At 54.9% G+C, this 24,384-nt stretch carries 21 protein-coding genes and 3 tRNA genes; 3 read left to right on the top strand and 21 right to left on the bottom strand.

Annotated elements, in window-relative coordinates:
* Positions 1–171: 171 nt before the first annotated feature.
* Both N909_RS25430 and N909_RS0121160 read left to right on the top strand, forming a co-directional pair.
* Entirely contained in the window at positions 172–474 is a 303-nt protein-coding gene (locus tag N909_RS25430; protein WP_084167849.1) for a DUF4156 domain-containing protein, read from the top strand.
* 84 nt (positions 475–558) lie between these two features.
* Positions 559–1,155 carry a PIN domain-containing protein gene (locus N909_RS0121160; protein WP_029918106.1) on the top strand — a complete coding sequence of 199 codons (597 nt, stop codon included), beginning with the start codon at positions 559–561 and terminating at the stop codon, positions 1,153–1,155.
* A gap of 114 nt (positions 1,156–1,269) precedes the next feature.
* Here the strand turns inward: N909_RS0121160 and N909_RS0121155 are convergent.
* From N909_RS0121155 to N909_RS24940, 10 genes are all read right to left on the bottom strand, one after another.
* Positions 1,270–1,345, bottom strand: a tRNA-Gly gene (locus N909_RS0121155).
* A gap of 43 nt (positions 1,346–1,388) precedes the next feature.
* Entirely contained in the window at positions 1,389–2,666 is a 1,278-nt protein-coding gene (locus tag N909_RS0121150) for a tRNA nucleotidyltransferase/poly(A) polymerase-related protein (RefSeq protein WP_029918105.1), read from the bottom strand.
* Positions 2,667–2,726: 60 nt separating this feature from the next.
* Entirely contained in the window at positions 2,727–2,885 is a 159-nt protein-coding gene (locus N909_RS25830) for a hypothetical protein (protein ID WP_155006029.1), read from the bottom strand.
* Positions 2,886–2,953: 68 nt separating this feature from the next.
* The gene (locus N909_RS0121140) at positions 2,954–3,916 is read right to left on the bottom strand and encodes a tetratricopeptide repeat protein (RefSeq protein WP_029918104.1); all 963 of its coding nucleotides are present in this window, start codon (positions 3,914–3,916) and stop codon (positions 2,954–2,956) included.
* Positions 3,917–4,397: 481 nt separating this feature from the next.
* A tRNA-Gln gene (locus tag N909_RS0121135) sits at positions 4,398–4,472 on the bottom strand.
* 208 nt (positions 4,473–4,680) lie between these two features.
* Positions 4,681–5,871: an amino acid aminotransferase gene (locus N909_RS0121130; protein WP_029918103.1), complete on the bottom strand. Its 1,191-nt coding sequence runs from the start codon at positions 5,869–5,871 to the stop codon at positions 4,681–4,683.
* 305 nt (positions 5,872–6,176) lie between these two features.
* Positions 6,177–9,275: an efflux RND transporter permease subunit gene (locus N909_RS0121125; protein ID WP_029918102.1), complete on the bottom strand. Its 3,099-nt coding sequence runs from the start codon at positions 9,273–9,275 to the stop codon at positions 6,177–6,179.
* Between the two features lie 2 nt (positions 9,276–9,277).
* Entirely contained in the window at positions 9,278–10,354 is a 1,077-nt protein-coding gene (locus N909_RS0121120) for an efflux RND transporter periplasmic adaptor subunit (RefSeq protein WP_029918101.1), read from the bottom strand.
* Positions 10,341–11,885, bottom strand: coding sequence for a TolC family protein (locus tag N909_RS0121115; protein ID WP_029918100.1), 1,545 nt, complete (start codon positions 11,883–11,885; stop codon positions 10,341–10,343). Before N909_RS0121115 ends, N909_RS0121120 begins: the two co-directional genes overlap by 14 nt.
* Complete coding sequence (locus N909_RS24940; protein ID WP_029918099.1) at positions 11,882–12,481, bottom strand: TetR/AcrR family transcriptional regulator; 600 nt, start codon at positions 12,479–12,481, stop codon at positions 11,882–11,884. The genes N909_RS0121115 and N909_RS24940 overlap by 4 nt, the downstream gene beginning before the upstream one ends.
* A gap of 316 nt (positions 12,482–12,797) precedes the next feature.
* Between N909_RS24940 and N909_RS0121105 the strand changes: the two genes are divergently transcribed.
* Positions 12,798–13,157 carry a PilZ domain-containing protein gene (locus N909_RS0121105; protein ID WP_029918098.1) on the top strand — a complete coding sequence of 120 codons (360 nt, stop codon included), beginning with the start codon at positions 12,798–12,800 and terminating at the stop codon, positions 13,155–13,157.
* A gap of 71 nt (positions 13,158–13,228) precedes the next feature.
* On the opposite strand, the gene gltX is transcribed toward N909_RS0121105, so the two are convergent.
* From gltX to N909_RS0121050, 11 genes are all read right to left on the bottom strand, one after another.
* Positions 13,229–14,626, bottom strand: a complete 1,398-nt coding sequence (gene gltX, locus N909_RS0121100; protein WP_029918097.1) for a glutamate--tRNA ligase — start codon at positions 14,624–14,626, stop codon at positions 13,229–13,231.
* A gap of 69 nt (positions 14,627–14,695) precedes the next feature.
* The gene (gene amrB, locus N909_RS0121095; RefSeq protein ID WP_029918096.1) at positions 14,696–15,499 is read right to left on the bottom strand and encodes an AmmeMemoRadiSam system protein B; all 804 of its coding nucleotides are present in this window, start codon (positions 15,497–15,499) and stop codon (positions 14,696–14,698) included.
* Positions 15,500–15,606: 107 nt separating this feature from the next.
* Complete coding sequence (locus N909_RS0121090) at positions 15,607–16,425, bottom strand: sulfite exporter TauE/SafE family protein (protein ID WP_029918095.1); 819 nt, start codon at positions 16,423–16,425, stop codon at positions 15,607–15,609.
* 55 nt (positions 16,426–16,480) lie between these two features.
* Positions 16,481–16,554 (bottom strand) — tRNA-Cys (locus N909_RS0121085).
* A gap of 55 nt (positions 16,555–16,609) precedes the next feature.
* Complete coding sequence (locus tag N909_RS0121080; RefSeq protein ID WP_029918094.1) at positions 16,610–17,413, bottom strand: hypothetical protein; 804 nt, start codon at positions 17,411–17,413, stop codon at positions 16,610–16,612.
* 3 nt (positions 17,414–17,416) lie between these two features.
* Complete coding sequence (locus tag N909_RS0121075) at positions 17,417–18,796, bottom strand: PQQ-dependent sugar dehydrogenase (protein WP_051690002.1); 1,380 nt, start codon at positions 18,794–18,796, stop codon at positions 17,417–17,419.
* A gap of 272 nt (positions 18,797–19,068) precedes the next feature.
* Positions 19,069–19,794: a 4'-phosphopantetheinyl transferase family protein gene (locus N909_RS24935; protein ID WP_084167847.1), complete on the bottom strand. Its 726-nt coding sequence runs from the start codon at positions 19,792–19,794 to the stop codon at positions 19,069–19,071.
* Positions 19,742–20,740 (bottom strand): NAD-dependent epimerase/dehydratase family protein, encoded by a 999-nt coding sequence (locus N909_RS0121065; protein WP_029918091.1) that lies wholly within the window; start codon positions 20,738–20,740, stop codon positions 19,742–19,744. The genes N909_RS24935 and N909_RS0121065 overlap by 53 nt, the downstream gene beginning before the upstream one ends.
* Complete coding sequence (locus tag N909_RS0121060; RefSeq protein WP_029918090.1) at positions 20,737–22,398, bottom strand: fatty acid CoA ligase family protein; 1,662 nt, start codon at positions 22,396–22,398, stop codon at positions 20,737–20,739. The genes N909_RS0121065 and N909_RS0121060 overlap by 4 nt, the downstream gene beginning before the upstream one ends.
* The gene (locus N909_RS0121055; protein ID WP_029918089.1) at positions 22,395–23,315 is read right to left on the bottom strand and encodes an alpha/beta fold hydrolase; all 921 of its coding nucleotides are present in this window, start codon (positions 23,313–23,315) and stop codon (positions 22,395–22,397) included. The genes N909_RS0121060 and N909_RS0121055 overlap by 4 nt, the downstream gene beginning before the upstream one ends.
* Positions 23,309–24,352, bottom strand: coding sequence for a 3-oxoacyl-ACP synthase III (locus N909_RS0121050; protein WP_029918088.1), 1,044 nt, complete (start codon positions 24,350–24,352; stop codon positions 23,309–23,311). Before N909_RS0121050 ends, N909_RS0121055 begins: the two co-directional genes overlap by 7 nt.
* Between the last annotated feature and the right edge of the window lie 32 nt (positions 24,353–24,384).

Below are 24,384 nucleotides of genomic sequence, written 5' to 3'. Positions count from 1 at the left end.
ACAGTAGCAAAAAGAATAAACAAACTCCAATACAAAAGCCCTTTCTTAAGTACAGGAAAAAGGGTACTTTTAATGACATTTCAAGGTTGGCATACGAGTGCGAAAATATTTTGCCCAAATTAAACCATAGGAATTTTCTACTCCCTAGCTATGTTTCAAAAAGGATAGTAATTGAAATACTACCTTGTCACAATTTTAGCGCTGCTAGCACTTTCAGGATGTGCCGCCCAACTTACTGAACAAGGCAGAATGGTACGAGAGGTTCAACCAGACTGGTCAACGAGATGTGAACACTTGGGAGCAATTGAAGCTTCTGAGGGCAACGGCTTGGACATTCCAGATGATCGCAGGGGAGCATTAAACAGAATCAGAAATCAAGTTGCTGACCTAGGAGGAAACGCTTTTGTTATTAACCAGAGTTCAAGCAACGAAATCAGAACACTAATTCAAGCAGATGCTTATAAATGCCAATAGATTTTTAAAGCCATTTTTTACACGAACTATTTAGCGTAGGTTTTTCCTACAAACTCGTTAGGGCATAAGGGAAAGGAGACATTTTTGTCTACCAACTACGTTTTGATTGATTTTGAAAATGTCCAGCCAAGTAGCCTGGAAATTCTTCAGCATCATCCTTTCAAGGTGTTGGTGTTCGTAGGGGCAACCCAAACAAAGATACCGTTTGATATAGCTGCTGCGATGCAGGCCTTGGGGGAGTCAGCCCAATACGTAAAAATTTCTGGTTCCGGGAAAAATGCTCTTGATTTCCATATTGCGTACTACATTGGCGAATTGGCCGCAAAAGAACCTGGTGCTCTTTTTCATATTATCTCTCGCGATGCGGGTTTTGACCCTCTGATTCGTCATCTCAAGACTAAAAAAATAAAAGTTCAGCGTGAGAGTGATTTGGGCGAAATCCCTGTGCTTAGGTTATCCACCACAACATCGAATGATGAAAAAATTTCTGCAATCGTCAAAAATCTTGCAGGCCGAGGTCAATCGAGACCAAGGAAGGTAAAAACACTTTCAAATACCATTAACTCGCTGTTCACAGAAAACCTTTCAGAGCAGCAATTAAGAGTATTGGTGAATGAACTGGAACAGCGGAAATACATACAGGTGAACAATAATAATGTGTCATATCACCTACCGAGCTAGCCCTAACCCCAGCATCAACCAGACTACAAAAGCTACCCCCAGAGCTACCGTGAAACAATAAAATGACACAAAAAACGGGCACTAGAAATTCATCTAAGTGCCCGTTATTGTTATTGGAGCGGGAAACGGGATTCGAACCCGCGACTCTCAGCTTGGGAAGCTGATACTCTACCAACTGAGTTACTCCCGCATTTGGTGGGCGCAGTATAGTAATCTGCCTTCCCGGTTGTCAATCAAATATTTTGCTTTTTGAGCCAGCTTTTTGCTTCTTCCGGGGAATTGATTTCCCCGGTCATTTCGGCATGTTTGAGCTTCTTTTCCAACTGCCCTAGAATCCGTCCCTTAGCGTTGTTCAACAGCTGGGAAATCTCTTTGGCACTGAGCAAGGGCGGAATCCGGTTAAATTGCTGTAGGCTGCTGAAAGCTTGGCTCAGTGCAATAAGCCGTTGTGGGGCAAACCGCTGCTGTTGCCAGCCCTGGAAAAACAGCATCTGTTCAGCAAAGGGTTGCAGGGCTTCAAAAACCAGCGCCTGTCGGCGCGGTGTGGAGACAGACTCAGCCAGGGCAAGCAATTCTGCGGCCGGGGTTTCTTGCAGTTGTTGAATCAGCTGTTGCCGCTCCCGGCTCAAACGCAACCGATCATGAAGGAGCCTGGATAGATTGGCTGGTTGGTAAATGCGCAGCAGTTGGGCAAGGAGCTGATCGATACGCCTTATCTCGATCTGTTCTTCGCTGAATTGCGCCCTCACCTGTTGGTTAAATTGATCGATCGCCTGACCAAGGGCTTCCATATCGGCACTGAGTTCGTCCCGGTGAAACTTTCCACCCGGCTCTCCGCACAAGGCCGCGAGCAACCCGCTTTCCAATAACAGCTGCACCGCCGTGCGAATATCCTCGGCCGCCAGAATCTTGCTTAGCTCCTCCTGGCAACGCTCCCCGGCTATATTTTGGATGAGATCGCGATGGTGTAAAAGCTGGCGTTTGGTCTCCGGATCAACTGCAAGCTTGAGGGTCACCGCATGCCTGATCCCTTTGAGCATACGCAACGGATCATCGCTGAAACTACGTGTTGAACAGGGGAGCAACTTTCGGTCAGCCAGGTGTTGAATGCCATTGAGGGGGTCAAGAACCTGCTGAGCGGAGAGTGGTTGCTGCAGAGGAAACGCCAGGGAGTTGATGGTGAAATCGCGCAAAGCCTGATCGGTAGCGATAGTCTCGGCGCGCAGAGGGGCAAAATCAACGGTGATCCCGGTTGGGAGCAAGGCCCTGCTCTGGCGGCGTTCTTTATCCAGCCAGAACCAACGCCCGCCGACCTGCCTTGTCCAGCGCCTGGCAACAGCAGTCGGATCACCAGCACAGGCGATATCGACATCATTGATCGGCCGCTCCAGGAACAGATCGCGCAGGCAACCGCCGACCAGCCAACAGGGCATGAGGTCACGAAATAAATCCTGAAGTCGTTCAAATTCAGGATGCTGCTTGAGGAAATGAGCTATTTTGTCACTCAGCATGGACCGGTACCGCAATGAGGCCTAACGGCAAAGACGGGCGCTCCTCCCCTATCCCCCCCTTCAGCTGTCCTCGTCCTCTTCGGACGATTCGGTGGACAGATCCTCTGCCGCAGGAGAGGCGGTTTTCTTTCTGGCCTGATGGACCAGATACAAAATCCCGAAGGTGATGGCCAGGACAACAATCGTGAATAAAACATCCGCAAACCGTATCGAATCCATGATTTTCTCTCTAGGTTCCAATCTGAAAACTTAATTATCGCCATCCAGTGTTTCCAGATGACAACTCTCTAGTGGGTCGCTAATCTTTTCTGTGCATCCAGCGACGGTTCATGCTCCGGATCAATGGTCAAAGCCCGGGCAAAAGCATCTTTGGCACCCGGCAGATTTTGGCATTTTTCCCGACACAGCCCAAGAAAGTAAAAAAAGTCGGTGCTGGGCAGTTCAACGGCAATGCTGCTGTTTCCCGCAAGGTCTTCCATAATGTTACAGGCCTGCGAAAATTCCTCAACCGCAAAATGCTCCAAAGCGACGCCGACCGCTTCCAGGTTTTCGACCAGAGGCTCAATCGGCAACTGCCCGGCGACGATCCTTTCGACGCGTTGGGCGAGTTCTTCCCTGGAAGAACCCTCTTCAAGCTGGTCAGCGGCAATCTTCCAATACAGTTTGGCCTGATTGTAATTCCCGGCCAGATAGCAGACCTGCCCCAGGTAATTAAGATTGGCCGTGTCCGTCGGCTTGCTGCGGCGGGCCTTTTCCAGCCAGCTGCGGGCATCGCGCAGATACATCTGGACATGAAGCAGCTCGCCGTAATTATGGGCCAGATCAAAATAGCCGACTCCGATCTTATGCAGCGGTCCGAAATTGTCCGGGTCAAGGTAATGGAGGATTTTCAGTAAAGCGATTTTGCGCTGGAGGCCATCGGCATCAACCGCTTTGACATCAAGAAGAATCAGCTGAGAGCCGATATCAGAAATCAGAAAAGGATACGCCTGCTCCAAAATCCGTGCATAGTCAGCGGCATGGTCGCAGGCGGGAAACCGGCACAGGTATTCGTAGAGCCCGTCGCCGATGGCTTTTTCCGAGGGCTGCTGCCCGACGGTCAGGTCCGCGGTGCGAATCGGCAGTGGGATCTGCGGTACGTCCAGGTCCGGGCTGTCCGGCCCGATGGTCAGGGTCATGCCTTCGGGCGGCAACCAGAATTGAAAATCGGCGGAATCGACGGAGTTGAGCTGAGATGTTGACTTCATCATGCAAATTCCTTGGTCAGAGCGATAAACGGAATGGAACTTTTATGGCGGTCAAAGCTAAGCCTAATACGTAAAAAGGATGAAGTCGAGACTCCATCCTTTCAGTCGCCACCCCTCGGGATGACGGTTAACTATTGCACAGGTTGCCCTGAATTATTTTAAAGTGGCTGGGGCGCCAGGATTCGCCCACTTCGTCACCGCCGTCGTGGCGGTTCCTGCGTCGGCTCCCCTTCGCTCGCTGCCGCGGCCATCCGGGCCGCTCTTCTGACATTCAGTCAGCGCTCGTTCCGCTTCGAATCCTGGAGAGCACTGATATTTTTTTGGTGGCTGGGGCGCCAGGATTCGCCCACTCCGTCACCGCCGTCGTGGCGGTTCCTGCGTCGGCTCCCCTTCGCTCGCTGCCGCGGCCATCCGGGCCGCTTTTCTGACATTCAGTCAGCGCTCGTTCCGCTTCGAATCCTGGAGAACACTGATATTTTTAAAGTGGCTGGGGCGCCAGGATTCGAACCTGGGAATGCCGGAATCAAAATCCGGTGCCTTACCGCTTGGCGACGCCCCATCAAAGAGATGCACTTTCTAGCAAAGATTATCAGCACCGTCAAGGAAAAATATTATACTTTTTCCCAGTGGAGTTACATGCCCAAAAGGCTTCAAAAGAAGACCGCGCAAGAAGCCAATTTAAATAATTGTTTTTCCGTAACAAACATCAGGGCCTGACATAAGGGATTATGCAGGCCCTGATGGGTTTGCTGCTGTTGCTCCGGTCATTAAAGAACGGACTTAATCGCCTCGCACAGTTTATCCATATTGGAGGTGGTCATTCCGGCAACATTGATCCGGCCTGAGTCGACAATATAGATGGAGTACTCATCCCGCAACCGCAGGACCTGTTCTTTGCTCAGCCCGGAGAAGCTGAACATCCCGCGTTGCTCGATAATCGACGAGAAATCCTGGTCAACACCTTTTTCTTTCAGCGTTTTGACAAAAAGATGCCGCATTTCATTAATCCGGTTGCGAATGCCGGCCACTTCTTCAATCCAGCGAGCTTTCAGCTCCTTGTTACTGAGGATAGTAGCGACAATTTTACCGCCATGGGCTGGCGGATTGGAGTAAATGTAACGGATTCTGAGCTTGACCTGGCTCATGACCGTAGCGGCCTGTTCTGGGTTGTCGGCAACGACGGTCAGTGCGCCGGTCCGCTCGCAGTAAAGACCGAAGTTTTTCGAATAGCTGGAACAGATCAGCAGTTGCTTGACATGTTTAACCAGTTCAAGCAGCCCCTGACGGTCTTCTTCGATGCCGTCTGCAAGTCCCTGGTAGGCAAAGTCAACCAACGGCAGGATGCCACGTTCAGCCAGGACGGCACCGATTTTCGCCCATTGTTCAGGAGTCGGGTCGATGCCGGTCGGGTTGTGGCAACAACCGTGCAGGAGGATGACGTCACCAGCCGGGATCTGCTTGATGGAAGCCAGCATGGCGTCAAAGTCGAGACCGTTGGTCTTCGGGTTGCGGTAAGCGTACTTTTCACACTGCAGGCCCGCCGCTTTGAAGATGGTATTATGGTTCGCCCAGGTCGGATCGCTCAGCCAGATTTTGGCATCCGGATGAAGCAGGTGCAGATAGTCGCCGGCCACCCGCAGGGCACCGGTTCCACCGGGACATTGCGCAGTTGCCGCGCGTTTACTGGTGATGATATCGTGCCCTTCGCCAAACAGCAGTTCCTGGGTCGTGGCGCAATAGACGGGATCGCCGGTCATCGGCAGATAACCTTTGGAACCTTCGCTGCCGTAAATGATTTTTTCGGCTTCTTTAACGGTTTCAAGAATCGGGGTTTTACCGTTGTTATCCTGATAAACGCCGACTGAAAGATTGATCTTTTCAGGATTCGGATCGGCTTTGAAGAGTTCGGACAAACCGAGAATCGGGTCAGCAGGAGCAACTTGGACCTTTTCGAACATAACAATTCACCTTTCACACATTAAGTTTTCCGGATCAAGGCCATCGTTGAATTCCGACCTGAATTGGCGGGCTTAAACGGATCCGGACAAATGATCTCTCTGTCGATTCTTCTACCTCAAGCCTCAACTCTTGTCAAATCCAAAACCCGCTGAAATAAGCAGGTTTAACAAAATTTCCGTGGCGTCATACTCTTTTTCACAGCGAAGATTTTACCGCCCTGTTGCGGCTTTTTGGGCTGCTATCGGCATCCCCTGGCAGAAGGAAAATTTCAGCGGAATGACTGCAGCCAATTCGGCAAAGACGGCTAACCCGCTTTGCGGCGATAGAAACGCCGCTTTGCCGAATCAGCCAGGGAATATAAGACCGGCACCACCACCAGGGTCAACAGAGTGGCAAAAGCCAGCCCGAAAATGACCGCGACCGCCATCGGTCCCCACCATTGCGCGGATTCGCCACCGATCTCCCAGCTGAAAGTTTTAAAATCAAAGCTGATTCCCAGGGCCATGGGCAGCAGGCCAAGAATCGTGGTGGCTGCGGTCAGCATCACCGGCCGGAACCGAACCACGCCGGCCCGCACCAGGGCATCGCTGACCGAAAGTCCCTCCTTGATGAGCTGGTTGATATAATCGATGAGCACAATGGCATTATTGACCACCACCCCGGCCAGGGAGATGATCCCGATGCCGGTCATGATAATGCCGAAAGGTTTGGCCGTGATCATCAGCCCAAGGAAAACCCCGGTCAGAGAAAGCACCACGGACGACATGACGATCAGGGTCTGCAACACCGAATCGAATTGGGTGATCAACACCAGCATGATGAGCAGCAGTGCAGCGATAAAGGCTTTGCCGAGAAACGCCGAGGCCTTTTGCTGCTCTTCCTGTTCACCGGAATAGTTGATCTGGTAGCCTGCCGGCAAGTGCAGGCTCGTCAGGCGCCCCTGTACTTCCTGCAGGACTTCATTGCTGTTGCGACCAAAGGTATCACCGGAAATAGTGACCACCCGTTTCTGGTCGATATGGCGAATGGACCCATAACCGGCGGCCACGCGAATATGGGCGATGGTCGACAAAGGGATCGGCGACCCATCCGCAGCCGGGATCAACAGGTTTTCAATATCGGCCAGGGAGGTCCGCCGCAGCTCAGGCATCCGCGCGATAATATCGTACTCGTCCTCCCCTTCCCGGTAGACGCCGAGCTTGGTCCCGCCGATGGCCGCCTTGACCATTTCGGAAATTTGCGCCGTGGACAGATTCAACAGACTGGCTTTTTCCCGATCGACATCGATCCTGATCTCGGGCTTGGCTTTGGCAAAATCGTCCTTGAGGTCGACCAGACCGGTGACATCCTTGATCTTCTCCCGGGCCTCCTGGACCAACCGGCCCAGCACTTCGATATCGTCCCCACTGAGTTCAACACTCACCGGCGGCCCGGTGGGCGGCCCCTCTTCCTGTTTTTCGACCTTGAATTCGGCCCCGGCCAACGGGGTGACCTGCTGGCGAATCCGATCCAGAACCTCCCGGGAATCTTCCTTGCGATCCTGTCGCTCGGCGAAATCAAGGGAAATCTTACTCATGTTCGACTGAACGCTGTTCCCGCCCCCCTCTTCACTCCCCGAAGTCCCGACCTCAGAGATCACATAGCGGATATCTTTTTCCTGCAGGGCAAACTGCTCAACCTGTTTGGCCAAAGCGTTGCTGGCATCGAGGTTGGTGCCTTCCGGGGCCTTGATCTCGATATAGGCCCGGTTCGGTTCGGTATCGGGGAACAGTTCGACCCCGTGACCGAGGAAAAAATAGGTCCCGGCAACGCCGAAAAGCATCAAAATCGAAGCACAGACCACCAGGAACCGATGATGAAGGGCAAATTCCAAGGTGCTGCTGTAGAAACGGATAATCCAGGCCGGCTTCCGTTCGGCAAGCAGATCCTTTTTGCTCAGGGACATGAAATGCCCGCACATGGTCGGATTGATGACCAGAGCGACAAAGAGCGATGCGGACAGGGTGATGATCAGGGTCTCGGGCAGGAATTTCATGAACTCGCCCATGATACCTGGCCAGAAGATCATCGGGAAAAAGGCGCACAACGTGGTGATGGTTGAGCTGATGACCGGCCAACCGACCTCGGTGACCGCGATCTTGGCCGCTTCAATCCCGCTCTTCCCTTCCTGCATGTGCCGGTAAACGTTTTCGACAATGACAATGGCGTTATCGACCAGCATTCCCAGAGCCAGAATAAGGCTGAACAGCACCACCATGTTCAGCGTCATGCCGAGCAGGTTCAGCACCGCAAACGACATCAGCATGGAAAACGGAATGGCCAGAGCGACAAAGAAGGAGTTCCGCAGCCCCAGGAACATGAACAGCACGGCGACCACCAGGATGAGCCCGGAAATGATGTTGTTTTCCAGCTCGGACACCATGCGCCGGATATCCTTGGACTGATTGAGGGTCACGGCCAGGTCGATGCCCGGCGGCAGCTGGCTCTCGGCCCGGTGCAGCAGTTCAAAAACCTGGTCGGCCACGGCAATGATGTTGGTGCCGGTCCGTTTTTTGATGGCCAGGGTCACGCTGCGTCGGTCATTGAGCCGGGCATAACTGACCCGATCCTCAAAGGTGTCGAGGATACGGGCGACATCCTTGAAATAGATGACCTTGCCGTCCCGCTCGGTCAGCACCAGGTTGTCGATTTCAGCAGGATCGGTAAATTCCCCCGGCACCCGCAGCAGGTATTTCCCCTGGCCGATATCAATACTGCCGCCCGGGATATTGACATTCTCCTGCCGAATGGCACTCATCACCTCGGCCAGCGAGATCCGATAGGCATAGAGCCGGTCCGGGTCGAACTCAATACGGATTTCCCGTTCGCGACCGCCACTCATCACCACATCAAGGACTCCGGGGATCTCTTCCAGGCGATCTTCCAACTCCTCCCCGGTCGCTTTGAGCACGGTCTCCGGAACTTGCCCGGAAATCGAAACCATCAGGATCGGGAACTCGGACAGGTTGATCTCCATGATGGAAGGATCGTTCTCCAGGTCCGTGGGCAGGTCGCCCTTGGCCTGGTCGACTTTGTCGCGGACCCGTTGCAGGGCATTATCGATGTCGATATCGGGGACAAATTCGATGGTAATCATGGAGGAGCCTTCCGCCGAGACAGAACGAACCTCCTCTACGTCTTTGAGCCCCTTCAGCTTGCGTTCGATGGGGTGGGTGATCAGGCTTTCGATATCCCCGGGAGAGACCCCTTCATAGGTGGTCACCACCAAGACATAAGGGATGGTGATATCCGGCGAAGATTCGCGCGGCAGAACGACATAACTGTAGACCCCAACCACCAGGATAATAACCATCAGCGCAAAAACGGTACTGCGCCGGTTTATGGCCGCATCGGCAATCAGCATGATTATTCGCCCCTCACCACGACGGCAGCCCCGTCAACCAGCAATTGCTGCCCTTTGACGACCAGCTGTTGCCCAACCTCAAGACCGGACTCAATCACTATCCGATCGGCAATGGAGCGACCGATGGTGACTTTAACCTCATGGGCGATCCCGTCAGTAACAACGAAAACGAATTTATCGCCGTCCCGGTCGATGAGGGCATACATGGGCACGGAAATCACATCGTCAAGTTTACGCCGCACAAAGACCGCCCGGACGATCATTCCCGGCCGCAACCGCCGGTCTTTATTGGCGATGACGATCTTGGTGCGATAGGTGCGGGTGGTATCGTCAGCGGCATAAGCAATATGCTCGATACGCCCTTCGATTGCCTGGCCGTCAGGCGCAGTGATCCCGGCGGTCATCACCTCAACCGCCTGCCCGAGGTGCAGATAGGAAACATCCTTTTCCGGCACATCGGCAATCACTTTGAGGCGATCGACCTGAACCAGCCGCAGCAGCGGCTTACCCATCTCGATATATTCACCGCGATCCACGTAAATCCGGTCGACAATACCATTGACCGGCGCTTTAGGCTTGCTTTTGGCCAGCTGAATGCGCGTTGTCTGTACGGCGGCCCTGGCCGCGGCCAGACTGTTTTCCAGATCGTCAACGTCCTGCCGGCTGACCAGCCCGTCCTTTTCAAGCTGCTGATAACGCTCCAGCTTGCGCTCGGCAACAGCCACATTCTCTGCGTCCCGCACCAGGTTGCTGTTGATGGTATCCGAATCGATCTCCAGCAGAACGTCGCCGGCTTTGACGGCATCACCTTCCGAGTAATGAACCTTCTCAACCGGCCCGGCCAACTCCGCCGCAATGGTCAGATCTTCCCAGGCTTCCAGGCTGGCCGGCAAGGTGAACGCTTCCTCCTGATTTTCGCGGGCCACCGTTTCAACGCCAACGGGGATCACCTTTGCCACTGGCTGCTCGGCCGCCACCGCCGGGACGGCAGCGTCCTGCTTTTTATCGCAACCGCTGACCAGCAGCAAACAGATCAGGGCAAACCACAGCGCAACTCTGGACCGTTTATAAGTTCTCAAGGGTTAACTCCTCGTTATCTTCAGTCATAATAATATGGTGCCGCTCAAAAGTGTTTCCTCTGACATAGGCCATGCGGGCAACGGCCAGGTGATAGCGGATCATGGCGTTGATGCGACCGATCTTCGCCGAAATCATATTTTCCTGGAAGCTGATCATGCGGAAGGTGTCGGACAGCCCTTCATCGAGCCGCCGCTGTTCCTGCTGCAGGGTCTTTTCCGCAAGCTGGGCGAACCGTTCCGCAATCCCCAGTTGTTCCAGGTAACGGCGGACATTGATCCGCTGTTGGCGCAGCTCATTGCGCACCGCAAGCTCAAGATCCTGCCGAGCATAACGATCCCGCGTCAGCTGCATGCGGGACAGCTGATAGCGCGCCCGGGCCTCGCGATTGCCCAGGGGCATGGAAAAATTAAGGCCGACTCCCCACTGGTAACCGTCCCCTTCGGCAAGGGATCCTGCCGAATCGAGCCAGCCGCCTTCGTAGCGACTCCCCGGAACGGTCTGCCGATCCTCGCCGGCCAGCCCATTGAGCCCGGCCTGCAGGTTGAGATCGAGTTTGGGCTGCAATTGATTGGCCTGATAATTCTTTTGCAAGTGGGCATTTTCAATATCAAAGGCATTGATCTTCAGTTCAAGGCGCTTTTTCAGGGCCTGATCATAAAGAGCCTGATCCGCGGGAAAGCTTTGCGGCTCGACCGCCTCGGGAAAAGCTTCGCTGCCGGCAAGCTGATAGTTCTCTGGCAACTGGTAGTTGAGCAACCGGCTGAGCTCCTCAAGTTGCAGGCTATGCTCCTGAATCGCCTGGGATAAACTCAGCTCCCGGTCGGCCGTGGCGGTTTCTGCTTCCTGAATCTCGGTCACCGCGACCACCCCAGCGGCAAAGCGCTTCCGGTTGGCTTCCAGCAGTCCCTGGGCCAGGGCCAGGGAATCTTTACGGAGCCGAATGACCTGTTCACTGCCGGCCAGTTGCCAGAAGGCATCTTCCAGTTTCAAAATATATTGTTGGGCTTTGAGCAGATAGCTTAACGACGCCTGCCGCTGGTTGTTCCTGCTAAGCCTGAGGCTGGTCAGATTGACGTCGCGGCCCAGATTGCGCAACAGAGGCTGGGTCAGGCTGAGGATCAGGGCTGTCCGGTAGCGATCATCCAGATCGTTACTGAAGTCGTTATCCGTCATCCATTCAGAATTCAGCGACACCGAAAGCTCCATGCCGGTGCTCAGTTTTTTCCCGACCCCGACCTTGCCAGACGCGGTATCGGCCCGACTGTTGCCGCTGAATCCACTGCTCGACTCATAAGGGGTGGAATTCTTTTCATAACTGACCTTGGCCTGGACCTCCGGGTCGAATTCGGCCTGCTTGATCTGGACCTGCTGCGCTTGCTGGCCGACATTGACCTTTTCAGTCAGCAGTCCCAGGTTGTTTTCCAGACCGATGGCGATCAGTTCACGCAACGCCGGAGGGGGCGTTTCTGCAGCGGCTGAAGTGGTCAGCAGCAAGAGTAGAAGCAGAATCCACAGCCGAACCGTAATCATGACTGAACCCCTTCCAGCAACTGGGAAAAGAGCTGCCGTAGAGCGTTCTCAGCCTGTTCAAGTTCGCTGACATGGCCTTTGAACCAGCCCGTCAGAACCCCCAGATAAACGGAAAAAGCATGAACAGCGAGCATAAAGCTATCCTGTCCTGGCGCAATGTCCCCCTGCTGTTCGGCATCGATAAAGATCGCCTGCAGGTGATCGAGATACCTGCGATCATGGAGCTCCGCCTGTTCGTTAATCGTGCGGGGAAAGAGCATTTCTCTCATCATCTGCCGACCGAACTCCCGATTTTCCGTTACAAAGGAAAATTTACTCAAAAAAAACCGGACCAGTTTATCCAACAGCGGACGTTCTTCTTCGCAATCGGAACGAAACTGGTTAAAAGCCCTCTCCAATTCAGTGTCACAGTAAGTGACAAATATTTCTTCTTTGTTAGAGAAGTAACCATAAATGGTCGTTTTACCGATACCGGCATCCAAGGCGATATCTTCGATGCTGGTCGCTTCATAGCTTTTTTCAGTAAATAATTTCATTGCCGCGGCGCAAATCGCCTGCCTGGTTTCCTGCTTTTTCTGTTCCCGTATTCCGGACATCTGCACTCCTCGCTAACCGGTTGTTGAAAAAGTCCATCCTTGGCCTTTTTCAAGCCCGTTCCGTCCATGGTCTTGGCAGGCAGTTTTTCAACAGCCTGCTAAACTCGAACAGATTCGAGTTTAGCGATAATTGTTTTAATGTCAACCATGATATGTAATCATTACACCCTTTGTAATATCTGTATAAATGCTTACTTCTCCCCGAAGCGGGTCATAAATGGAGGCAGTTTCCGGGCTCAATCGTGAATTAAACATTGCATCCATCTTATGAATCGAATAGGTTACATTCAATCGCCAATGCATGTGTGGAGAAACTATGAAAGAAACCCCTGAACGCCCCAAAGCAGACCTCAGAAAAAATCTCAGAGCACCGCTGATCATTCAGAAGGTCCATATTGACGGCGACCGTCCGGTGTTTTTCGGCTACACCAAAAATATCAGCAAGAGCGGGATGTTTATTGCGACGACCAACCCCATTGAACCGGGGCAACGCATCAACCTGGAATTTGCCCTGCCGGCTCCGCTCAAGGGGCATGTCCGCTGTTGTTGTGAAGTGGTATGGAAACGTCCCTTCGGCTCGCATCTGCCTTTTGAGCCGGGGATGGGTATGAAGTTTATCGACCTTGACGACGAGGTATCGCAACAGATTGACGACTGGATCAAGGATCAGCTGTAAATACTCGTTCCACTGCTTGCCAAATAAAAAAAGCCCGGCTGTTTCAAACAGCCGGGCTTTTTAGTAACCTGCTAAACCAAGGCGCCCAGCGCCTGGGTTATTCTTTTCAGCGACTCTTCTTTGCCGAGGACTTCCAACACCTGGTAAATACTCGGGCTTGCCGTTCCTCCGGTCAAAGCCACCCGCAATGGTTGGGCGACTTTTCCGAATTTCAAACCGGTTTTTTCCATGATCACGGCAAAAGCCTTTTCAAGGCTCTCTTCATCGAACCGCTCACAGCCGTTCAGCTGTTCAAGCAAGATTTCGAACAGTTCCCGCTGATCATTACTTAGAAATTTATTCTTGGCTTTTTCATCGTATTCAATCAGCTCAGCAAAATAGAATGCTGCGCCATCAGCCATTTCCACGAGGGTCGCTGCCCTTTCCTGCAGGCTTTTGACAACTTCAACCAGATCAGGGCCAGCGGTCGTGGAAACTCCTTTGGCCGCCAAAAACGGCTGCAGCAGTTCGGCCAGACGAGCCGGGTCGCCGCTCTTGATGTAGTGACTGTTGAGCCAGAGCAGCTTTTCCGGGTTAAAAACCCCGGCGGCACGGCCGACATGATCCAAGCTGAATTTTTCAATCAGGTCGCTCATGCTGAAAATTTCTTCATCACCATGGGACCAGCCGAGGCGGGCCAGGTAATTAACCAGGGCTTCCGGAAGAAATCCCATCTCCTGATAAGCCATGACCGAGGTAGCGCCGTGCCGCTTGGACAGGCGTTTTTTATCGGACCCCAGGATCATCGGAACATGAGCAAACTCGGGCACCGGATAACCGAGGGCCTCGTACAGCAAGATCTGTCGTGGAGTGTTGTTGACATGATCGTCCCCCCGGATGATCAGCGTCATACCCATTTCGGCGTCATCGACAACCACCACAAAATTGTAGGTCGGAGTTCCGTCGGTCCGCTGAATAATCAGATCGTCCAGTTCGTCATGCTGAAAGGTAATCGGGCCTTTGATCTTATCCACAAAGGTCGTTGCCCCCTGCCCTTCAGGCAGCTTGAAGCGCACCACATAGGGGGCATCGGGTTGATCGCTGCGGTGGCGACAGGTGCCGTCGTATTTCGGTTTGCGCCCTTCCTGCAGAGCTGCTTCGCGTTTGGCGTCCAGCTCTTCCTGGGTGCAGTAACAGCGATAAGCCTTCCCCTCGTCAAGGAGTTGCTGAACTTTCTGCCGATACAGATCAAACCGGTCCGACTGGTAAAACGGGCCTTCGTCACATGACAGCCCCAGCCAGTCCATGGCGTTGAGAATAGCGTCGACGGATTCCTGGGTCGAGCGGGCCACATCGGTATCTTCAATCCGCAGGACATAGGTGCCATGCTGCTGTTGCGCGAGCAGATAATTGAACAGAGCGGTCCGGGCACCGCCGATATGGAGATATCCGGTCGGGCTGGGGGCAAAACGAACACGTAGATCAGACATGAAAACTCCTTGAAACCATTCAAAAATAATTGGTCGTCGAACAAACCGGAGCGCAGAAAAACCAGCTCCTCAGCGGATCGTCAGTCCGGCGTAGCCGACCACCCGACTGTTATCGCCGCTGACCTCTCCGGAATGGGCATAACGGACCAGACGGCACTCCTCTGCACCGAGTTGAAGCGCGGCGTGCATGACAACCACGGTCGGCAACACACCGCACATAGTGATCCGATGTTCCTTCACCACCTGGTAAAGGCGTTGCGGATCAAAATCGGTCATGGCTGAGATCGCTATATTATCGAGCTTTTTATTCTCAGCCGCCGGAAAAAAATGATTCATGTCACTGCTCGCCAGCAGCAACACCGGTTGTTGCCAATCCTTCAGCAGTGCGGCAAGCTCGGCACCCAGCGCCTGACACTCGGCGAAACTCAACTGTCCCAGGGCGATGGGCAAAATCTGCAGATCCGGTTGTTTGCGGAGCAAAAACGGCAACATGATTTCCAGAGAGTGCTCATACTGATGAGCCTGGTCATCAGCCTCCGCTTGCGGAATCCGTTTCAACAGGGCCGTCCGCAGCTCACTGGCCACCGGAACCGCCCCGAACGGTGTTGCCCAGGCCGTGGCCTTACTGACCGCGATGGCCGGACCGCCACCGTGATGGTTGGGGCCGAGCATAAGCACACAAGGAGGAACAGCCGTACAACTGAAGACTTCCCCGGCGACGGCTCCGGAATAGACCAGCCCGGCATGGGGAACAATCACCGCTTTCACTGCCGGATCGTCATCCGCCCAGGTCAGGAACGAATCGATCTGGTTGACTAATTCTTTAGGATCGGCAGGATAAAAACTACCGGCAACAGCCGCAGGTCGTATCATAGCTACCTCCGTGAATCAATCAAAGGTTCAAAAAACTCTCTTATCCCGTTGCCACCATGACTTTTGCTTGCCCGGTCATAAGGTCGGCAGACGGTAGCGGCGGCCTGCTAGATCTTAAAGACTATTTTCAGACCGATAACCATCAGCAGCAAGGCAAAGACCTTGACCAGTTTGGCCTGGCTGATCCGGCTGGCCAGGGTGACGCCGATCCGGGCAAAAATAATCGTCAGGGGGGCAACCAGCACTGCTACCAGAATATTAACATAGCCGAGGGAAAATGGGGCATGGACCGGTTGCTCCAATCCATACCAGATATAACAGACCACGGCTGCTAAAGAGGAAACCACGATCAGCGCACTGGAATTGCCGACCGCCAGACGGATCGGCACCCGCAGCAGCATGAACAGCAAGGGCACGGCAACCACCCCGCCGCCAATGCCGAAGAAAGCGGAAAAAAAACCTCCGATCAGGCCGATCAGCAGCAGCGGTTTCCGGCTTCCGGAAAATTGATAATCCGTCAGGGCTTCCTGATTTTTATAAAAAATGAGTTTAAGGCTGACCAGAATCTGCATCACCCCGAAGGCTATTTTCAGCTTAGCGCCAGGCAGGACAGCCGCCAGGGAAGACCCGAGAATGGATCCCGCAATCCCGCCCAGGGTCAGGTAAAGCACCATGTACCAGTCGACATTGCCGCGTTTGCGGTGTGCCAGGGTGCTGCTGATGGCGGTGGGAAAAACAATGGCGAGGCTGGTGCCGAAGGCGGAATGCACAACCAGGTCAGGGGGAAAACCGGCCAGGGGGAACAACCAGAGGAACAACGGAACCAGGATAACGCCACCGCCAATCCCGAGCAGACCGGCCAGAAAACCGGCGCAAGAGCCCAGCATCAGGGTCAAAATAATGATCTGTGGGGAAAGTAGTTCCATCGTTTCAACCGGAAAAAAAAAGTGTCAGCCGGAAACGGCTGACACTTTGAATTTGTGGAGGCCCCGCCCAGATTCGAACTGGGGATAAAGGTGTTGCAGACCTCTGCCTTACCACTTGGCGACGGGGCCATTTTGATTCGCCGCTTTGGCGTGCGCATTGAAGTACCAAATCGCCCCAGGAGTGTCAAGGGGAAAATCCTGCTGCCCGCTCGATTTTGATAAAAATATTTTCCTTGGCAACTCCGGAACCCGTGCTGCTGGAAATAATGGCTCGCCCTAAACGGTTGCTGTTGTTGAATTGTCCACCCAACTCGACCCAGGCATCCAAAGGCAGATACATTTGACTATGATAACGGGAAAAATCAATATCAGGCGCCCTGTTCCCGTCACCACCAGAGGCATCCATGAATTGAGGATCAAAAGCGACCAGGACCCTGTCCCCCATCACCTGCACCGGGACCACGCGAAAGCCGGTGGTAATTTTTTGATAGGCGATCCTTTCCCGATACCCGTTAATATCCCCGCTGAAAGTGGCCCACTCCTCGGTATAAGGGATATCCCGGCCGATCTCCAGCCAAGCCACCGCGCCCTCCTGGACCCGCAGGGAATATTCAAGGCGGCGAAAATCATTGCCCAGGTAGCGCGTTCCCGGGCCGCCCGCCGGCATCTCTCCGGTCGCCAGGATGCGCTGGCCGGCCCGTTGGCTGTGACGTTCATTGCTGACCCGGATGATCAGCTGTTGGGGCTGTCGATCCAGGGCGGCGATCAGCTTCCCCACCGCGGCAATCGATTCGGCACTCCCCTGAACCACAATTGTCGAGCCGGCAGCAACGGCCTTTTCACCGCTATCGAGCAATTCACGAACCTGCCCGACAATTTCGACCGGAGCTCTTTCGGTCAGGGTAAAAACCTTGCTCTCGGCCTGGGCACAGCCCACCGTAAAACTGGGCAGGACAAACAAAACAAGCAGGATTAATCGGTACAACATCAGTTACTCCGTCGTTTTCCAATGAATACGATAGATTGCGTCAGCGCGATCATCGCTCAGGTAAAGGTTCCCGTCCGGGCCGACCAGCGGGTCGACCGGTCGCCCCCAGGCACTGTCATCAAGCAGCCAGCCGCGCAGGAATTCCTGCACCGCTCCACTGGGCCGACCGTCGACAAAGGGAATTCTGACCAGTTTGTAACCGGTCGGTGTCGTACGATTCCAGGACCCGTGCAAGGCAACGTAGAGGCTGTTGCGATATTCGGCCGGAGCCTTCAGACCGGCCCCGAAACTGATCCCGAGGGGAGCGGAATGGGCCTGCAGGTCGACAACACTGGCGCTGGTCTCTTTGCAGCGAGCAGCCGAACCGAGTTCCGGGTCAGGCGTCCGTTGCCCGTAGCAGTAAGGCCAGCCGTAATCCTGCCCTTGGACAATCCGGTTGATTTCATCGGGCGGTACGTTATCCCCGAGCATATCCCGCCCGTTATCGCTCCCCCAGAGGACATCACTGCCAGGCGCAAAGGCCAGCCCGACTGAATTGCGCAAGCCGCTGGCATAAACAGCGGACTGCCCGGTGGCCGGATCAACTTTGATCACCGTGGCGCGCAAGGGATCAGCTTCGGCGCAGGCATTACAGCGGGAGCCGATGGACAGGTAAAGGGAGCCGTCTTTGCCGAGGGCCAACGAGCGGGTCCAGTGCCCGCCATCGTCCGGCAGGCCGTCGAGGATGGTTCGTTCCTTATCCACGGAGTTGTCGCCGTTCCTGTCCTGCAGTTCCAGCAGGCGGGAGGTTTCGGCGATATAGAGCTTATTGCCGTCCCACACCAGACCATGGGGGCGGTCCAGGCCGACATGAAAGAGAATCGGCTGTTCCGCAAAGCCGTCCCGGTTTTCATCCTTCAGCAGATAGATGGCACCAAGCCGGGGAATGCTGGCATACAGCCTGCCACTGTCGTCAAAGGCAAGCATGCGGACCGGGCCGGGCAGTCGCGCGAACAGTTTGATATCAAGGTCCGCAAAAACTTCAAGCTGCCGCTCGGTCGCAAAGGGTCCGCTATGTTCGTCCTGCGCAACCGCCAGCGGGACCATGTTTCCCCGCTCAGCGGGTTGTTGCAGTCCTTGTTCAAACGCGGAGATACTGACCCCGGCGCTGGGATAAATCTGGTTGATGGTCAACAGGGCCGTTAAGGCGGTCAAAGCTACCGTCACCGCGGTCAGCTTGCCGCCGGCGGTTTTAAAAATCAATCCCAACCCGCCCCCCAACAACAAGGTCGGACCAATGATATAGTAATTGCTGCCCGGCGGCATGCTGTTGAGAAGAAAGGCGCTTATCCAGCCGCTCAGCAGCAGAACAACCCCCAGACCGATCCGTAATTGGCGTTTCATAGCGAACATACCCCCTTATCGGTCACCAGCTGCGATTTTTTTACGCTCCCCCACAAAAGTGAATGGTTCAAGTATAACAAGATTAACTGAAAACCATGCCCTAAGCGCAGCAAAACCACAGCCAGAGCGGAAAGACCGGCTCCTCCGGCAAAAAAATAAATATTGGACAGAGGTCGAAAATACCCGTGCAGGTGCGACGAAGATTAGAATAGATCTTTAAACGACGGGTCAGACGATGGTTGTGACCGCAGATGGCAGGTGCTTGCGGCAACTCAGGGAGCAAACTGATAACAGTGCCAGGTTCTGATGGCAGCGGCAACAGCCACGGTAGCAACATAACCAGGGCCCACGACCAAATGCTGCAGATAATCAGCCTGCTCAGCAGGCCCTTTGCCAACCCCGTAGAAACCGCTTCCACTCATCTTCAGCAAAGCTTCTTTACGGGTCCAGAGACGATAAAAACCACGCCTTTGCCGGACAGCGGGATATGAGTCCAGCTCGTTTTGCTCATGGCGGGTAAAAAATCTGCTGGCAATACCGAAGAAGTTTAACTGTGCATCGATCAGCTCGATATCAACCCCGACGGCAGCCCCCGAGGTGACGGCGAGGAGGCCCCAGCCACCGGCATGACTCAGGTTGAAAGACAGTGGCCGATCATGCACGTCAGCTGCCAGCACCGGCTTACCATGTTCAAGGGTGGTGAAAGCCAATTGTTCGGGAGCTGAGGCAAGGTAGCGGGAAAGGATACGCCGGATCGTGGCCCGGCAAAGGATGAATTCGGTTCTCTTCTGTTCGACCAACAATTTGCCTGCGCGGTCAAGTTCCTGTGCACTCAACAGCTGCCGATGGACATCCTCCACAGCTCTTTCCGCCAGCGGAAACCGCCACAGATCAAGAACCCCATCGTCAATGGCCAGTCTATCCGGCCCTTGCTGCCAGCACCGTTCAGGGCTGTTCATGGCCATCCAGCCAAGCGGCCAGGCGCGCAAGTCCTTCATTGATGCTCACCTGCGGCCGATAGCCGAAATCGCGCCGTGCCGCCGCCAGGTCGAACCAATGGGCGGTGGACAGTTCCTCTGCCACAAAACGGGTCAGCCGTGGTTCGCCCGGTAATTTAAACAGCTGGTAAACCTGTTCCAGCAGCCAGCCGAGCCCGTAGGCGAACGAGGATGGAATGGTTCCGGTCACCGGGGTCACCCCGCCAGCAGCGAGAATCTGATTGACCAGTTGCCAGAGCGGTACAGGCTCACCATTGGCAATAAAATAGACCTTGCCCGAAACCGCCGAGCCGGGTGCAAGCACCTGCGCCGCAGCGAGATGGGCCTGAGCGGCGTTATCGATATAGACAGTGTCGACCAGGCAATCACGACGTCCGATCCGGCGCAGCTGCCCTTTACGGCCACGCTCCAGAATCCGCGGCACCAGTTGATTATCTTCCGGGCCCCAGATCAGATGAGGGCGCAACGCGACGGTTGTCAAGCCAGGACCATCGGCTGCCAGCACCAGCCGCTCGGCAACGGCCTTGGTCTGCGGATACCAGGACAGGTAATGATCCGGATAGGGCACGGTTTCATCACAGCCTTCCATGTCCTTACCGTTGAACACCACACTGGGAGAGCTGGTATAGACCAAACGTCCGACCCCGTGGCGGCGACAGGCATCAATCACGTTTTGCGTTCCAAGCACATTGGGCCGGTAATAATCATCGTAGCTGCCCCAGACCCCGGCTTTGGCGGCAACATGGAATACCAGCTCAGTCCCTGCCACAGCCGCGGAGACCGCTGTGGGATCAGCGATATCCCCCTGCTGCTGGGTCACCCCGAGGGCAGCGAGATCAGGAGAATAACTGCGTGCCAGGGATGTGACGCTGGCCCCCTGCTCAACCAGCAGCCGGACGATCGCCTTGCCGAGAAAACCGCCGCCGCCGGTTACCAGGACGTTCATGAGAGCTGCTCCTGTGCCCAGACCGCCAGTTTTTCCCGGAAAATCTTGGCGTTGTGACGGATATCGACAGGGAACTCGCGATGAATGAGAAACTGCTTGATGTTTTGCGTCAAACTATTTGTTTTTGCGATCTTTTGAAGGTCTTTAAGGATGGCTTCTTCAGGCTGGGAATGGCCCGGTTCCAGCTCCACACAAATGACCGGCAGCGTATCCTGCCCATTAACAACACCAACCAAAGCGGTGCGTAACACCTCCGGATGGGTATTGAAAATCGCTTCACAGGGGATGGAAAACAAGGTTTCCCCGGCGGTTTCAACCCGATGAGCCTTGCGTCCGCAAAACCAGATCCGGCCCTGTTCATCACAGTACCCGAGATCCCCCATGCGATGATAAAAACCACCGGCCGGATCAGCGATTTTCGCCAACCGGGTCGATTCTTCGCGATGGAAATATTCCCGGGTCACCTGTGCGCCCTTGACCGCAATCTCACCGATTTCCCCGGTTTTGAGCGGCAGGTCGGCGGACCATTCCGGCAGTTCTTCATCGCTGATGCGAATGATTTTAAGCTCAATGCCGGGAACCGGATAACCGACACAAACCCCTTTGCCGAGATCGGTCAGTTGAGCGGTTTCAGCAAGGATGGTCCGGCTGCCGATAGAACAGACCGGTAGGGCTTCGGTCGCTCCGTAGGGCGTGAATATTTCGACGTTTTCACCGAGCAGCTGAGAAAAATCGGCGAGCACACCGGCCGGAACCGGCGCTCCCGCGGAAATCACCCGCTTCAGGCTGGGCAGCTTAACCCCATGTTGACAGCCATAGCGACCGACCCGGCGGATCAGCGCCGGCGAACCGAACATGGTGGTGGCCTGAAAACGCTGGACCGCACTGATGATATTGTCCGGGTTAACGCTGCCGGGTTTGGTAAAATCCATGGCCGGGAGCACCGAAGTCATCCCCAGAGCAGGAGCAAACAGGGCAAACAGCGGAAAGGTGGGCAGATCGATTTCGCCCGGTTCGATGTGGTAAACCTGACGCAACGCCTCAACCTGAGCCAGGAAGTTGCCGTGACTGTAAATGGCCCCTTTGGGGACGCCGGTGCTGCCGCTGGTAAAGAGAATGGCGGCGGTTTCATCGCGCGCGCTGGCAACGGTCGTATAGCGCGAATCGGTCGAGCTTTGCTCAAGCAGGCGCTGCAAAGTGCTGCCGCCCCAAAACCAGCGGGAACCGACGGTCAGCAGAATACGGATGCTTTTTCTCCCCCACCCAAGCAGAATCCGCGCTGCCTGGGCCTGCGGAATGCCGATAAAAGCTTCCGGGGCGGCCTCTTCCAGGCAGGTTTTCAGGTTTTTCAGGCCCATCCCCGGATCGATGAGCACCGGTACGGCGCCGACTTTGAACAGGGCAAAGGTCAGGGCGAAAAAATCCGGGCTCGGCTTGACCATGAGCACGGTCCTCAACCCGCGCCGGATGCCGATACGCTCAAGTCCCACTGCAATCCGGTCACTTCGCTCATTCAGCTCCCGGTAGCTCAGGGTCAGATAATCGGCTTCCCTGCCAGCCTGCTTGCCAAGGGGAAAATGAACCGCCGGAATCTCCGGTTGGAGCGCGGCCATGCGCGGTAGATAAGACGCTATATTATAGTCACTGTCCGCATTCATGATGACTTGGCAGCAGTTGCGACGGGATTGGCCAATAAGAATTGTTTGACCAGGGGCAGAATCTCGTCCGCGGCATCTTCGAGAATGTAATGACCGCAATCGGCAAAGGAATGAACCTCGGCCTGGGGCAGGTATTCCTGCCATTTTTCAAGAAAATACCGGTCAAACACAAAATCTTTCTCACCCCAGCAGATACAGGTCGGCACCTGGGCGAACTGCGGCAAGGCCTGCCCGACCCGGTGGATCAGGTCGAAACCGGGATCGTCCGCAGCTAAGGGGATATCCTGCACAAAGCGCAGGGTCGCCACGCGGTTGTGCCAGCTGTCATAAGGGCTGCAATAAGCTTTGCGCAATTCAGCCGACATGCGCCGGCGCTTACAACCGACCCAGGCCGCCCCGCGGGCGAAGATATTCAGTCCCTGTACCAGAAAAGCCCCAAATTGAGTGTCCCGGCAGATCTTCAACGCCAGGGGGAACTTCTTGCCTTCCGGCAACGGGAACGCGGCGGTATTGAAGATCACCAGTCGGGCGATCCGCTCCGGGTTTGCGGCCGCCCAGGCCATGCCGATCATCCCGCCCCAGTCGTGGACAACCAGGGTCAGTTTGGCGGGCAGGTCAAGGCTGTTAAGCAGCGCATCAAGATCCGCAACCCGCTGTTCGAGCCGATAGGAATACTGGGAGTCGGCGGGTTTATCCGACAGGCCGCAACCAATATGATCGGGCACAATCACCCGGTGGGTCGACCGCAGCTCGCGAACCAGGTTCCGGTAATAGAAGGACCAGGACGGGTTGCCGTGGAGCATGACCACCGCCTCCCCCTGCCCTTCGTCAAGATAATGGTATTGCAGTCCGTTCAGATCCAGAAAATGACTGGTAAACGGATATCCGGCCTGCTGCAGTTGCGAATCCACTACCATTGGATGGCCATCATCAGGCAGTTCAGACCGCTACCGATCCCCAGGAAACCGACCAGGTTGCCGGGGCGGATCATATCCCGCTCTTTAGCGATCGCGGCAGTAATCGGCAAAGACACGGTCCCCATATTACCGAGAAATTCAAAGGTGGGAAAATCCTTGTCAGGGGCAATCCCCAGGGTCTGCAGGATCAGCTTCTGATGGGCCTCGCCGACCTGATGGCAAATGACCCGGTCGATACGCTCCGGGCTGAGCCCCAGCTCCCGGGAGAAAACTTCCCAGGTGCGCTTGCCCAATTCCACGCCATGCTTCATGACGGAAACCGCGTCAGTGCGCATAAACGGGGAATGGGAACCGTCCGCTTCCTTGCGGATCCCCCAGCGGCACAGCTCGTTGAACTGTGGTTCGGCGATATTCACGCCGCCCAGCAGCCGGGGACGCCGCGACGGAGCAAAAGAACCGTCGGTCAGCAGTACAGCGGCGGCGCCGGAACCACCGGTCAAGGTGGCCAGCGACGTGGTAAACAATTCCATGGTCGGATTGTCAAGCATCTGCTGGATCATGATCTCGTTGATTTCCCGTGAACTTTCACAGGCTACGACCAGGCCGCAGCGAATCTGACCCAGTTCGATGCGGTTGGCAATATCAAGAACGCCGTTGAGCACGCCGAGGCAGGCATTGGAAATATCATAAACCGCAGCATCCCCCTGCACACCCAACGCAGCAGCAACCTGGCAGGCCGTGGCCGGTTCGAAATACTCCCGGCAGACCCCGGCATAGACGACTGCACCGATATCCTGGGGCGCGACGTTCCGTTCCTGGAGGCATTTTTTGGCTGCGGCGATCGCACCGTGGGAGACCGGGGTGTTCGGTTTCCACCAGCGCCGTTCGCGGATTCCGGTCAGCGCTTCCAGCTGCCCCGAACCGATATGCAATTTCTCGTACACAGGGGCAAGTCGCTGTTCCAGTTCGGCCGACGACATGACGATCGGGGCCAGCTCATAACCGACCGATTCGATAAATACTCTTGAATATTTCATCTATACAATGCTTCAGGGCAAAAGGTTGATCT

The organism is Pelobacter seleniigenes DSM 18267 (assembly GCF_000711225.1).
GTDB lineage: Bacteria > Desulfobacterota > Desulfuromonadia > Desulfuromonadales > Geopsychrobacteraceae > Seleniibacterium > Seleniibacterium seleniigenes.
This window is presented reverse-complemented; position numbering and strand designations above follow the sequence as displayed.